This is a genomic window from Peribacillus sp. B-H-3 (genome assembly GCF_048572925.1).
Classification (GTDB): domain Bacteria; phylum Bacillota; class Bacilli; order Bacillales; family DSM-1321; genus Peribacillus.
Window position 1 is genome coordinate 2,436,473 of sequence record NZ_CP183879.1, and the last position, 13,164, is coordinate 2,449,636.

12 protein-coding genes and 2 pseudogenes are annotated in these 13,164 nt (G+C 38.3%); 9 read left to right on the plus strand and 5 right to left on the minus strand.

Features of this window, described 5'->3' with window-relative positions; translation table 11 throughout:
• Positions 1 to 63 precede the first annotated feature (63 nt).
• The 9 genes from ACN6MY_RS12075 (at position 64) to ACN6MY_RS12115 (ending at position 8,228) form a co-directional block, all read left to right on the plus strand.
• Positions 64 to 624 carry a reverse transcriptase domain-containing protein gene (locus tag ACN6MY_RS12075; protein ID WP_419884153.1) on the plus strand — a complete coding sequence of 187 codons (561 nt, stop codon included), beginning with the start codon at positions 64 to 66 and terminating at the stop codon, positions 622 to 624.
• Positions 596 to 997, plus strand: a complete 402-nt coding sequence (locus ACN6MY_RS12080; RefSeq protein WP_419880429.1) for a group II intron maturase-specific domain-containing protein — start codon at positions 596 to 598, stop codon at positions 995 to 997. Before ACN6MY_RS12075 ends, ACN6MY_RS12080 begins: the two co-directional genes overlap by 29 nt.
• A gap of 79 nt (positions 998 to 1,076) precedes the next feature.
• The gene (locus ACN6MY_RS12085) at positions 1,077 to 1,529 is read left to right on the plus strand and encodes a hypothetical protein (RefSeq protein ID WP_419880430.1); all 453 of its coding nucleotides are present in this window, start codon (positions 1,077 to 1,079) and stop codon (positions 1,527 to 1,529) included.
• 305 nt (positions 1,530 to 1,834) lie between these two features.
• Positions 1,835 to 2,977, plus strand: a complete 1,143-nt coding sequence (locus ACN6MY_RS12090; protein WP_419880431.1) for a GerAB/ArcD/ProY family transporter — start codon at positions 1,835 to 1,837, stop codon at positions 2,975 to 2,977.
• A 96-nt stretch (positions 2,978 to 3,073) separates the two neighbouring features.
• Complete coding sequence (locus ACN6MY_RS12095; protein ID WP_419884154.1) at positions 3,074 to 4,606, plus strand: spore germination protein; 1,533 nt, start codon at positions 3,074 to 3,076, stop codon at positions 4,604 to 4,606.
• 33 nt (positions 4,607 to 4,639) lie between these two features.
• Positions 4,640 to 5,851 carry a Ger(x)C family spore germination protein gene (locus ACN6MY_RS12100; protein WP_419880432.1) on the plus strand — a complete coding sequence of 404 codons (1,212 nt, stop codon included), beginning with the start codon at positions 4,640 to 4,642 and terminating at the stop codon, positions 5,849 to 5,851.
• Complete coding sequence (locus ACN6MY_RS12105) at positions 5,851 to 6,081, plus strand: hypothetical protein (RefSeq protein ID WP_419880433.1); 231 nt, start codon at positions 5,851 to 5,853, stop codon at positions 6,079 to 6,081. Before ACN6MY_RS12100 ends, ACN6MY_RS12105 begins: the two co-directional genes overlap by 1 nt.
• Positions 6,082 to 6,620: 539 nt before the next feature.
• Positions 6,621 to 7,418 carry a phosphotransferase gene (locus ACN6MY_RS12110; RefSeq protein ID WP_419880434.1) on the plus strand — a complete coding sequence of 266 codons (798 nt, stop codon included), beginning with the start codon at positions 6,621 to 6,623 and terminating at the stop codon, positions 7,416 to 7,418.
• 399 nt (positions 7,419 to 7,817) lie between these two features.
• Positions 7,818 to 8,228 carry a hypothetical protein gene (locus ACN6MY_RS12115; protein WP_419880435.1) on the plus strand — a complete coding sequence of 137 codons (411 nt, stop codon included), beginning with the start codon at positions 7,818 to 7,820 and terminating at the stop codon, positions 8,226 to 8,228.
• Positions 8,229 to 8,468: 240 nt separating this feature from the next.
• Here ACN6MY_RS12115 and ACN6MY_RS12120 read toward each other — a convergent pair.
• The 5 genes and pseudogenes from ACN6MY_RS12120 to ACN6MY_RS12140 all read right to left on the minus strand — a co-directional run.
• A pseudogene (locus ACN6MY_RS12120) lies at positions 8,469 to 8,982 on the minus strand (M4 family metallopeptidase); the annotation flags it as partial.
• 615 nt (positions 8,983 to 9,597) lie between these two features.
• Positions 9,598 to 10,539: an ABC transporter substrate-binding protein gene (locus ACN6MY_RS12125; protein WP_419884155.1), complete on the minus strand. Its 942-nt coding sequence runs from the start codon at positions 10,537 to 10,539 to the stop codon at positions 9,598 to 9,600.
• A gap of 537 nt (positions 10,540 to 11,076) precedes the next feature.
• A complete protein-coding gene (locus ACN6MY_RS12130) occupies positions 11,077 to 11,268 on the minus strand; it encodes a hypothetical protein (RefSeq protein WP_419880436.1) in 192 nt (63 codons plus the stop codon).
• A gap of 722 nt (positions 11,269 to 11,990) precedes the next feature.
• Positions 11,991 to 12,113: a YjcZ family sporulation protein gene (locus ACN6MY_RS12135; protein WP_419880437.1), complete on the minus strand. Its 123-nt coding sequence runs from the start codon at positions 12,111 to 12,113 to the stop codon at positions 11,991 to 11,993.
• Positions 12,114 to 12,425: 312 nt separating this feature from the next.
• Positions 12,426 to 13,087: pseudogene (locus tag ACN6MY_RS12140) on the minus strand (hypothetical protein).
• Between the last annotated feature and the right edge of the window lie 77 nt (positions 13,088 to 13,164).

Here is a 13,164-nt window from a genome sequence, read left to right on the forward strand (position 1 = left end):
AAGCCTCAACCAGTAAGAAGAGTAGAAATCCCTAAACCAAGCGGAGGAAAGAGGCTTCTCGGTATCCCAACGGTTACAGACCGTACTTTCCAACAGGCAGTCGTTCAGGTTTTAACGCCAATATTTGAGAATCAGTTCAGTCCATACAGTTATGGCTTTAGACCGAACCGCTGCGCTCACCAAGCAATCGAACAAGCTAGAAAGTTCATTGAAGAAGGCCCAACACTGAAATTAATTAGAAGAAACCTGCAGGCAGGCATCATGGAAAATGGCGTAGTGACGGTAAATAGAGAAGGAACACCGCAAGGAGGTCCACTAAGCCCATTACTTAGCAAAATTATGTTGAACGAACTGGTTAAAGAATTAGAGAGTCGAGGTCATCGTTTCGTCCGGTACGCAGACGACTGTAATATTTACGTTAAAAGCCAAAAAGCAGGAGAACGAGTAAAAGCTGGTGCTGGTGTCACTCAATTCATTGAAAAGAAACTGAAACTAAAGGTGAATGAGGAGAAGAGCGCAGTGGGAAAGCCGATAGCACGAATATTCTTAGGTGTGAGTTTTTATCGAAAGAAAGGACGGACAAATAAGAGTATTCGTGCCAAAGAAGTCGAAGAAACGATTTGAAGAGAAATTAAAGAAGTTAACGAACCGTAACTGGGGAGTTGATATGGACTTTCGAATTAAGAAAGTAAACGAAGTGATTCAAGGATGGGGAAACTACTTTGGTATCGGAGATATCAAAATGTACTCACATAAAATTGATTCTCACGTAAGGCGTCGACCGCGAGCCTGCCGCTGGAAAGAGTGGAAGAAAATGAAAACAAAATATAGAAACTTGATGAAACTTGGAATAATGAGGGGAGAAGCGTATATAAACGCCAATACCCGTAAGGGATACTGGCGCCTTTCCAATACGCCAGCATTACATCAGCAGGCAATGAATAATAAATACTGGGCTGTCCGTGGCTTGAAAAGTCTTCATACAGTGATTTCATAAACTTTCGAACCGCCGGTGGTGTGAGAGGTCGGCGCGGTGACGCGCCTCCTACTCGATTTAGTTTAAAGGAGGAATAACATTGGAAAGACCCTATATTATCTGCCACATGCTAACTTCATTGGATGGCAAAGTGGTTGGAGATTATTTGAAAACGGAACGAGCAGATCTCTTTTCAGACGAATACGCAAAAATTCATGAACGTTACGGATATAACGCATGGATTTGTGGCAGGATTACCATGGAGGAACACTTTACTTTCGGACATCAATTAGATCTAAAGGAAGATAACATTCCGATGATTTCTAGAACTGATTATATTGCAAATAAAGATGCTAAAAGTTATGCCGTAGCAGTAGATCCCTCTGGGAAATTAGGATGGACAGAAAATTCAATTGCACCATGGAATGAGGATAGGACGGAGGATCACATAGTAGAAGTCCTTACAGAGCAAGTGTCTGATGCTTATCTAGCTCATTTGAAAAACTGGAGCTTATTAACTCATGTCTATTTTTTTGTTGACTCGGTTTATTGAACTACGGATAGGTTAGTTTTGTCAATATGGTGTAATTCAACATTATGGATGGAAAATCCTTTTTGAGATTGAACATATCCTTTAACCCATGGAGCCAGCATGAAAGTAATGAAAAGAGCTTCCTATAAAATTGGAAAGTCTTTTTCCCTTTTTAATTGCCAGTTGCCTTTGCCAATAGCATTCCGATATTCAGATATAACTGATATCCAAATATATTTAACACAAAAATTCTGTTCCAATAATAGCGGAAGGAATTTTTAAAGAAATAAGGGAGATACTAGAAGAAAAATAAACGAGGGATATAGATGATCGAGAAAGGTAAAATATCTGCATTTCAAATGGCACTTATTCTTTATCCGACTATTTATGCAACAGCAATTCTCATTGTACCTGCGATTACAGGCAAATATGCAGGACGAGATATGTGGATGTCCCCGATACTAGGTTCCTTAATGGGGTTTTTCACCATTTTTATATTGTATAAACTTCATGAAATTTATCCAAACGAAACTATAATAGAATACAGCAAACATATAATCGGGACAATCCTGGCCAAAATCCTTGGATTTGCCTACATTCTGTTTTTTCTGTACCTTGGTGGATTTATCATGAGGGAATATGCCACTTTTATTATTATTTCTTTTTTGCCAAAAACTCCGATGGTGGTAATCATTGGAAGTATTATCCTAGTATCCGCCATGGCTGTTAGTGGTGGTGTGGAGGTTATAGGAAGAGCGGCCCTGATTTTTGTTCCTCTTTTTATTCTGCCTATTCCTGTGTTCATGATGCTGCTTTCTAAGGACCTGGACTTTAAGACCGTCCTTCCAATTATGGAGAATGGCATGATGCCCATAATTAGGGGAGCCTTTGCCCCGCAGGCGTGGTTCAGTGAAGTCTTCCTTATGGCCATGCTTCTTCCTTATTTAAAAGATCGTCAAAAGGCGGTGAAGTGGAGTATAATCACAGTTTTTGCCGTTATGTTAAGTCTCGTTAGTCTCAATCTGCTGAATATTTTCCTCTTTGGTGAATTAACACTCAGTTATACCTATCCTGTTTTTAAGGCTATACGTTATATCAGCTTATCCGATTTTTTCGAACACCTTGAGGCAGCAATCATTGCTGTTTGGCTGCTTGGGGCGTTCATCAAAATTACAGTTTTTTATTATGCACTCGTTTTAGGGACTGCCCAATGGTTACGGCTATCAGATTTTAAGCCAATCATATTGCCGCTTGGTTTTTTAATATCACTATTCAGTATATGGGAATTCTATAACCTTCAAGAACAGACTGAATTTTCCGAGATTGTTTTCCCTTTATATGTGCCACTTATGTCAACTGTACTTCCTGCATTGTTACTGCTTATTGCTAAATTTCGTAAGCGAGATTTACAGAAGAAAAAAGCCAATAGCAGGCTTAGCAACAAGTCTTCAATATCTAAAATGGATTAATACGTCCTTTTCAAAAGGTGTATAAGATTTTGCAGTTTTGAAATTAAAGTACTAATAAGGAGCTGTCCTCTGTTGTTTAAAAAAATTCAAAAATTAATGCATAAGCGCCAACCAATTAAACAACAGCAATTTACGAATAAAGACGATTTGCTTCACTCCGATTTGTATAAAAACTTACAAATTCTTCGCTCCATATACGAGGATTGCTTTGATGTGGCATTCCGAACTTTTTTGATAGGAGGCGAAACAAAAGCAGCGCTTATTTATATAGAAGGTTTATCTAATACTGAACAAATCGAAAATAATGTGCTTGCCACACTTATGTCGAAATCACTCGGGAAGGTCAGCCCGCATGATGTCTTAGAAGAAAAGGTACATCTATCAAAAATAAAGGAAATTAATAAGTTCGCACAGTGTATAGAGAATATCTCAATCGGGAATCCTGTCCTGCTAATGCAGCAAGAGAGACGCGGATTTGCATTAGGCTTAGCCAAATGGGAACAGCGTGGTATTGAAGAACCTTCGGCAGAATCAGTGATTCGAGGGCCAAGGGAAGGATTTGTAGAAGCATTAGGGGTCAACACTTCCTTGCTTCGGCGAATAATTAAAAGCCCTGACCTAAAAATGCAATCATCGAATGTCGGGCGCTATACGAAAACAAGTGTAGTCATTGCCTATATTGAAGGTATTGCAGATAAATCACTGATAGAGGAAGTCAGAAGCCGGCTGAATCGTATTGAAGTTGATGGTGTATTAGAAACCGGTTATATCGAAGAATTGATTGAAGATTATCCCCTTTCTCCTTTTCCACAATTGCTGACTACAGAACGTCCTGATGTAGTTTCGGCAAATCTTTTGGAGGGGCGAGTGGCTATTTTAGTCAATGGAACTCCTTTTGTTTTAATTGCTCCTGTAAGCTTCTTTTCTTTTTTTCAATCAGCGGATGACTATTATAACCGCTATTTCAATGGATCAGCGATTCGTTTGTTGCGATTTCTGTTTATGCTAGTGTCCGTTTTACTGCCATCGTTATATGTGGCCGTTCTTACCCATCATCAGGAGATGGTGCCTACCACCTTGTTATTAAGCATGGCATCCTCACGGGAAACCGTACCTTTTCCTGCTTTTGTGGAAGCCCTTATGATGGAGATAACATTTGAGGCATTGCGCGAAGCGGGACTTCGTCTCCCGAAACAGGTCGGTGCGGCGGTTAGTATTGTTGGAGCGCTTGTAATCGGCCAGGCTGCAGTTCAAGCAGGGATTGTCTCTGCACCGATGGTGATCGTTGTTGCACTTACAGGCATTGCCTCGTTTATGGTCCCACGCTATGCACAGGGAATTGCATTACGGTTATTGCGCTTTCCTATTATTCTTCTCGCTGGAACGCTAGGTTTGCTAGGCATTATGCTTGGTGTTATCACAATTGTGATTCACTTATGTAAATTACATTCCTTTGGTGTGCCATACCTTTCCCCGATTGCTCCGTTGAAAAATCGCGAATTGAAAGATGTGTTAATACGGGCACCGTGGTGGATGTTAAACACTCGCCCACATTTTACCGGTGAGTACAACAAGTATCGCCAATCCACTGGACAAAAGCCTAGTTCGAACGAAGAGGACGAAATATAGAGTGAACAATTTGAAGGGAAGGAAAAGAAAAGGATGTACTTAAACCTATCTCGAGTTAAAAAAGTTATATGTTCTATTTTTCTTTTTTTTTCAATTGGGTTGTTACTTACAGGCTGCTGGGACAGTAAAGAGTTGAATGATCTATCAATAATAGTTGGTGCTGCAATAGATAAACACAAGGACAAAAAAATCGAATTGACTGTCCAGATTTTCAGTCCGCTTGCAAGTAGCGGGCAGCAGGGTTCGAGCATTGGTGGAAGTGGAGGCAGTCAACCACAGGTTGCTGTAAGTTCAGCGATTGGTGATAATTTTGCGGATGCTACGTTAAAGCTTCAGGAAAAGTTGCCACGAAAGATATTCTGGGGTCACTGCAAAGTTTTCATTATAGGAGAGAAACTTGCAAGAAAAAGAGATCTTCAAACCCAAATTGATTTTTTAAACCGTCACCCTGAACCCCGAGAACGTGCTCATTTATATGTCAGTGACGGGAAAGCAGCCGACATTCTGGCATTGAACTCTCCTTTAGAGAAAAACATAGGGGTCGTTCTGCAAAAGCTATCTCAAATGCGTTTAACTCAGGATATAACAATTAAAGATTTTGAACAAATGTCAATAGGAGATTCAGGTGGAGCTGTCTTGCCTATCGTTGTAAAATTACCGCAAAAACAAGGTGAAAAAAAGAGCGAATCGATAACATATATAACGGGAACGGCTATTTTTAAAAAGTACAAAATGATCAGTCGCATCAACGACAGTGCATCAAGAGGATTATTGTGGGTAAGAAATCAAATTGATGTTCCTACTATTACCGCACACCCCATAAAAGGAAAAACGATTTCGTTAGATTCGATTAGAGAATCAACAAAGTTAATCCCGAAAATCGAGAAAGGAAAATGGAGCATTACTGTGCATATCGAAAGCGACGGAATGATTGTTCAAAATGGGAGTGAACTCGATATTATGAACAAGAAAGTTTCGAGGCGGGTAGAAAAGGCTTTTGAGGCGGAGATAAAAAAAAGTATTAATCAGGCACTAAAGCAGGTTAAGGATAAAAAGAGAATTGACGCCTTTGGATTTGGAGATGCATTTCACCGTAAATACCCAAAAGAATGGGAAAAAGTAAAAAATAATTGGGAGAGTTTCCTCCCGCGGGTTAATGTGAAAACAAATATAAAAGTGCATATTCGTGAAACTGGCTTAAATACTACAGCAGTGGACCAATTGGACAAAGAGGTGAAAAAATAATGAAAGCAGCTATGGTCCTCGGGATAACGGTACTGGTTTCGCTTGTTACTTTTTTTCAATGGCCAAAAATGGATCGCAATCAGAGGAAAGAGAAAACTTCTTATATAGCCTTAGCAATCTTGGGTTGGATGCTTTGTATTCTTCTCGTCTTCTTTCCAGAAATGGATGGACCTACGGAAATGCTTAATGAGCTCTTTAAACCATTTGGACAAATGTTGAACATTAGGTAAACAAAACTATTTAGCGAGGAAGCACTCAAGCCAACGAATCGAAGAAGCCTTCTCAAATTACGGAGATAAGCGCACCTCGATAACTTCAACAATTTTTCCATTCTACAAATTGGTGTACCTCTTTTGTAGAAAAAGGATATTAGTGAATCTGAAAAGTTTATTTGGAATGAAGCAGGTTATAATTGCGATGAATGGGAAAGTAGTTAGCTTATTCAGTGAGAGTAATTGGTATTTTTATAATAATCCAAAATTGTATAAAAAATCCTCGAAATTCGGTAATATTTAAATTAGAGATGTAAAGAAAGGGGAATCGATACTACATATGTGGAATACCTTGAAATGATTATTTACTTGGATAGAGGTGCTGCAGTCCTTTATTCTAAAGATATTTTATTTGTTGTTCCTAAAATCATTCAAGGGATTCATGATGTGATAATTAAATTATCCCATGCCAAGGAGACCTTTTTATATATTACATGTGGGGTAAAATACATCTTTATTGATACAATCAAAAAATCCCTAAATTGGGGGAAATTATAATGAAAAGTCAAAACGAAAACGAAGAAAAGCTAACAGGAGGGAATGTCTCAAGCGTATATCGTTTAGGAGATACTGTTAGACGAGAATTAAAGCCTGATAGTGTTAAAATTCATAAGCTACTTCAGCATTTGGAAAGTAAAGGTTTAGATTATGCACCGAAGTTTTTCGGCATTGATGAAAAAAATAGAGAGATATTATCATTTATTGAAGGAGAAGCCGGAAATTATCCTTTAAAAAAATATATGTGGTCTAATGATGTATTAAAAGAAATAGCAAAAATGCTTCGCCTATATCATGATGCTGTGAGTGATTTTCCGTTATTAAATGAGTGGAAACCAATGGATAATACTCCTAATAAAATAGAGGTTGTATGTCACAATGATTTTGCTATATATAACATTATTTTTAATCACGAAAAGCCAGTAGGAATTATTGATTTTGATGTAGCTGCTCCTGGCCCAAGACTTTGGGATATAGTCTATACTCTTTACACTTGCGTTCCTTTAAGTAGACTTTATCATAATGAAACAGGTGAGGCAGTTTATTATGATCTATTAAAGGATGCGGACCGTATTAAGCAGAGGGTTAAATTGTTTTTTGAATCCTATGGTGTTGAGGGAATGGAAAAAGGGTTTTTAGAAATGGTATTGCTCCGAGTAGAAGGTTTATGTAAATACATGATAAAAAAAGCAAGTGCAGGTGATGCTGCTTTTCAAAAAATGGTGGATGAAGGGCATCTTGAACATTATCAAAAGGAACTTCAATTCATTCGTGAACATGGTGAAGAGTGGATTTAAGGGAAAGATTTTATTGAAGTAAGTGTACTTTCTAAAGAAAGTGATGTACCAGTAAACTTAAACACCAAAAAATTGAGGTGATACTCTCAAAGGAAGTTGATATGTTCCCATCACAATGGAGATATATTCTTTAAGGCAAGAGTTACATTTGCTCAAACTTTAATCCGATGTATGCACAAATGGCTCTCACTTTCCTACAAACATACTAAAACTTTTGTTTGCTATTCAAAACGAAAGATGAAGTGGGTACTCCTGTTGATCGTTTAGGTATCGCTGACAAGGTTTTTTAATCTATTTACGGTAATTTTAAAGACCGTATTGTGCAAACAGGATTTGAGTTGATAAACAATAATAATTAGGGAAGAATAAGGGGTGAAAGTAAATATGAGGTGAATTTTAATGGTTAAACAATGCTTAATCTTATTAGGATTTTTTGTATTTGCTTTTACCCCAATGCATACTGTTAAAGCGAAAACCGTACCAAAGGCAGAAGATTTGTATGTGACAACAGAGGATATTGTTTCAGACCTTGTATTACCAACTATTGATAAAAGGGTGATAAAAGAGTATGGAGACGATGAACTATTTGGCTGGGAATGGCAAAGAATCGTCGGTATAAAGTACAAAGACAATCATTCTTATGATGTAGCAGTAAGAATTAATATTCCTTCGAAAAATAATGATAATGTTAAAGAAGATTTAGTTAAGATAAGAGTATCCCCATCCTGTGACAGTGGAAAGATTAATAAGCAGAAATGTAATCACGGTCTTAAAATCGAAATAGTTGAATATAAACATTTGTCCAAATAAGGGTTATTAAGTCTATGCCAGTTTGGATGTTAAAAGGGCAGCGAATTAGCTGCCCTTTTTTTTTACTATTTGTTTTACTTTTTGCTGTTTTCTCCCTGTCAACCGAACCAGTTATGCTTAACCGTTCTCTTTTTATGTTCCACTAATAGGAAGGATACATGCATAAGCTCATAACATTTATTGAATATAGGAAAGGGATAACCGGAGTTAAGCTTACAGATTCTAATTTTTTAAAGAGTTTAGCGCACGATAGCATACTAAGTGGGAAATGCCGACTCCTGAAACGGTTACACCATGGAACGTGCCGCCAGCTGAAAGCATAGGTAGGCTGCTTTATTGATGATTCACTGTTGGTATGAACGCCGCCATTGTCAGCTGTGCCTGTGTAACGGTTCGGATAATAATCAGGATCGCCGTAAGCAGCCGGGTTGGACGTCGACGAAGGGTATCCCCTGATACGCCTGGAGTATAAATATCTTCACCAATCAGATAATCCGCTTTAGACGCCTGGTATTTGCCCGAAGATATCGGAAATCGCTTCATTCAATGCACCTGATTCTCCCTGATAAACCAGATTGGATTGTGAAAATGTTACGGTATGTGTCAATTCATGGGCCACAACATCCAAGCCTCCTGATAGAGGAATGAAAGGAGAACCGTCTCCATCTCCGTATACCATTTGTGAACCATTCCAGAAGGCATTGTTATAGTTACTGCCATTATGGACGGTGGATTTTAATGTTGAACCGTAGCCTCTCGTATTATCCTGTAAATAGTATTTTCCGCTTGATTAAGTTGTATTAAGAGAGACCGTGTTTTTAAGAACCCCTGTATCTGTTCCGACAGAGTTTGTGCAGGTTACCCCATCCATATCCATCAGGTTCACGACTCCCGAGATCCAAGTCATCCGTGTCTTCCACTTTGACAGGATTAATGCCCTTTGAGCACCAGGAAAATGCACGGGAAGCAGAATATTTATATGAATTCACCCTTCAAACTCAATATAATGATGTCATCAGTTAAAAAAGATCATTGTCAAAACAGCGCTGCTTTTTGTTGAAGGGAAGGGGTGGAAGGTCGATGATATAGAATATATTGGCCCTTTAGAGGGTGTTGAATAATGATACGGAATAGGTCCTTCAACTTTGAGTTAGCCATTTTGTTTCTAGTTATTAATAAAAAAATAATACACTTCAACAAGAATGAAAATTGATTAATGGGAACGAGCTCAACGATGCTGGTTCCCTTTCTCTTTAAATTCTGTATCCTTAATTTAATAGATGGTACCTGAAAAAATAATAAACAAAAAAAGGTAGGGTCAACGCAAGCCCCACCTTTCTGCATTAATAATTTGTACTTTTACTTCGTTTTACTTAAGCAATAATTCTCCAAGCTCATCCAACATAGTGTTAGCTGCCAGAACGCCTCCAGCTGTGTTCCAAATGGCGTCACTTACCTCAAACGAATGTCCACTTTTCACGGCATTTAAATTTTTCCAAAGAGGATCATGTGTCCAATCTTTTGCTGTAGCCAACGCTTCTTGGTCACCATTCGGGGCATAGGTGAAGTAGAAGAGGTAATCCGCATCCATTTTAGGAATGACTTCTTTACCTACTTCTATTGCTAGGTTGCCAAGCTTATTATCTGGTGTAAATAGGGCTTCCTGCTGGGGTGCACGTTTAAACCCAAGTTGATCGAATATTACACCGGAAAATGAATCTGTATAATAAATACGGGAGGTCCCGGCCATGAAACGTACAACAGAAACGGTCTGATTTGCTTTATCACCAAGTTTTACTTTTAAATCAGCTACCTTTTTATCATATGCCGCTAATACTTTATTTCCTTTGTCTTCAAGATTTAATGCTTTGGCGTATAATTTAAAGTTTTCCTTCCAATCTCCTCTAAGTGTTTCTGAAAAAACGGTTGGAGCGATTGCACTAAGCTGTTTGTATACTGCCTCTTGACGTAACTTGTTGCCAAGAATCAAATCAGGTTTAAGCGCTGCAATTTTTTCGACATTTACTTCACTCTCAACGCCAACCACTTCAGCACCTTTCATATCATCTTTAATATGGTCGTACCAAGGATTACCAAGCCATGATTGCACAGCACCAACTGGTTTAACCCCTAATGCTAATAATGCTTCTGTACCTTCATTTGTAAGGACCACGATCCTTTTTGGAGTCCCTTTAATCTTAGTAGTTCCCATTGCATGTTTAACAGTATAGGATTTTTCTTCGGTCTTTTTTGAATCTTGATTTTCCTCAGTTTTTTCTTTTGTGACACCGCAAGCAGCTAATAAGGAAATGGCGGAAAAAACTAGAAAGGATAGGGAGTTACTTCATGAAAAAAAAGCTATTTATTGATTCAAAACCAATAGTTCTCATAGGAATGATAGGTTTATTATTGTATCGGAGATCAGTCATCCATCGAAACGCAGTGATACGAATGACTAGAAAATCCACTGTAATCAAAACTTGTCAGATGTGCAAGAATCCAAAAAGCTTATCTGTTTTTCACCGGAATCGTACTAAATCAGATGGACATAATGGCATTTGCAAAACCTGTCAGGATGAAGTGAACATAAGAAACCTCAAGTATGGAGATCTCTCATAGAATGAAAACCCAAACGGCTTGGATAACACGTTTGGGTTTCTTTTTTATACGATATAACTTTGCGAAATCGCTATCAATTTTTAAAAGAATAAATAAGAACAAAGTGTCCATAAGGATTATAAAAAGAAAATGGTCAAGAGTATTTAATGGTCTTCAACGTTTTAAAACTATACATAGTGAAATCACCATTGCGCTTAAGTTCACTGATTTTCATTTTATTTGCCCTCATTTAATCTCGAGCTTCTTTTAAATCTTTCTGAACCTTTTTCATTGTTCCTTCAATCATTACCAAATATGGTTTTTTTAATTTAAAAGGAGATTGGTTGAAGGTCATACGATCACGTTTTAAAATACTCAACAACATTGGTAAGTAAAGTACTTGTTCAAAAATATCTTGGTCATGCTCAGGTATCCGTGTCATGTCCAATCCTCTCCACAGACCTTATACAATCTATTGGAATGTCGATGCTGCTGCTTAATAAATCCAGTCTAATTTTCCGAGTTTCCATTTCTACGCTATCTACATTCCCAATCTTAGATAAAAGCCGGCCCTCTTTTGAATATGAAATAGTGATTGGGAGGGTATAATTAAGCGAATCCATAACAAAATCCCAATTTGCGAAAATTGCTGCTCATTATTAACGCCTGTGAAGCTTTTTAATAAGCAGCCTGAGAGCTATCCCTCCCGGATGGCTTTTTTCTTTTGCGCAATTTTTCGTACAAGCTGGGCTAACGTCCGTTTCACTTAATAACAACCGACAATAGGATATAACAAGCCGTAGTTTGTCCATTACGGCAATTCTTTAAAAGGGGGGATTGCTATGCCAGAGTTGATGCGACACATGGGCCGCGAGGTTATTGTGAGGGATCGTGATGGTAGAGAGCATCGTGGGATAATGGAAGCCGTTGACCCGCCACGGGGAGTATTTATTCGTACCGGGTTCAGGAGACGCTTTTTTCCTTTCTTTTTTATAGCTGCCGTTTTTTCATTCCGTAGAAGACGCATATTTTAGGAAAAATAGTTTCGTATAAAACAGTGGCATCGATTGAGTCGGATATATTCCGGCTTGTTTTTTTGTGAATTAAAAAAGCCTATTAAAAGGCTTGACGCAATTAATAGGCTTTTACTGATTCAGTTATCGATTAATAGCCGGATCCTCCAAACATGCAAGTACATCCGATGATGATTAACAAGATAAACAATACTACGATTAGAGCAAATCCACTACCCATTCCACCATATCCTCCACCATATCCATCTGCCATATTATCCACCCCTTTGCGTAAATTCTTGGTGTCACTCCATTTATCCTATGTACAAGCAATCACGACGGACAGGGCTTTTAATAAGGTTTTTGTCCATTTTTGCAACAAAAAAAGCGCAGGTGTTATGCTGCGCTTTTTAAAGGAGTTAATGTCTGTATCGGAGTCGTTATGGCTTAATACGGCTTACTTTAATTTATGCCGTAATATCGAAACGGACAAGGTCATCTGCCTTATTTGCGCAAAATTAAACGACTACCCTTCCGGAGAGTAGTCGCACATGCTTGTGTTAGGACCCTAAATAAAAGAAAAACTTTAACCGATACTTATATTGATTCCCTGTTGGTGTGACGCATCTTTTTTAATTTCTCGTGGGGTAGAAACGAAGGTCAAAAATTGCTTAATGTTCTGCACTTGAAAGAAATTGACCGCCTGATGCCGGGGAATATTGAACCTGGTGTCAGTGAGCAAGATGATTTTAGGAAATACTTTTTTGTCTGCAGGCTGCCAAGGTTCGTGCTTCCATTCATTGGACATGAAATACGAAACATATCGATTAAACTTATCATTCATTACCTTTTCCGAATAAATAGAGCGTCGGATTTCCACGAAGAACGGCGCGCGTTTCCAAATCATAAAGGCATCCGGTTCCATGTATCCCTTCCCTTATTTCGGTTCAACAGAAAAAGACTCAGGGTACTCATACTGTGAGGCCTCTCTATAAAACTCAACGTTTTTAAGAAAATGCGGAATTTTAGCAGAGTCTTTTTTGATGGGAGCAGGAGCAGGAAAGTAGATATATGGCTGCTGAGTAGTGTTTACTTCAATGTGCCCGTCTCTTCGTAACCTTTCCAGAACCCCATTGCAGCATGTGATAGGTTTTTTCAGCCTGGTAAAATGAAGATCTATAATATCTACCGGGTCAGGCAGCGGAATCGTATGAGATCATTTAATATTGCTAAGTCACGTTTTCTTATTAATCCAACACCTCAAATATTGCATCAATCACCGTATCGCCGTCAGAAGCTTTTAAATTTTAATAACATTCTTCCGT

Coding starts and splice junctions, on each gene's coding strand:
- ACN6MY_RS12115 (WP_419880435.1), top strand. CDS start 7,818: ATGGTTAAACAATGCTTAATCTTATTAGGATTTTTTGTATTTGCTTTT.
- ACN6MY_RS12135 (WP_419880437.1), bottom strand. CDS start 12,113: ATGGCAGATGGATATGGTGGAGGATATGGTGGAATGGGTAGTGGATTT.
- ACN6MY_RS12100 (WP_419880432.1), top strand. CDS start 4,640: ATGTACTTAAACCTATCTCGAGTTAAAAAAGTTATATGTTCTATTTTT.
- ACN6MY_RS12130 (WP_419880436.1), bottom strand. CDS start 11,268: ATGACACGGATACCTGAGCATGACCAAGATATTTTTGAACAAGTACTT.
- ACN6MY_RS12105 (WP_419880433.1), top strand. CDS start 5,851: ATGAAAGCAGCTATGGTCCTCGGGATAACGGTACTGGTTTCGCTTGTT.
- ACN6MY_RS12110 (WP_419880434.1), top strand. CDS start 6,621: ATGAAAAGTCAAAACGAAAACGAAGAAAAGCTAACAGGAGGGAATGTC.
- ACN6MY_RS12090 (WP_419880431.1), top strand. CDS start 1,835: ATGATCGAGAAAGGTAAAATATCTGCATTTCAAATGGCACTTATTCTT.
- ACN6MY_RS12095 (WP_419884154.1), top strand. CDS start 3,074: ATGCATAAGCGCCAACCAATTAAACAACAGCAATTTACGAATAAAGAC.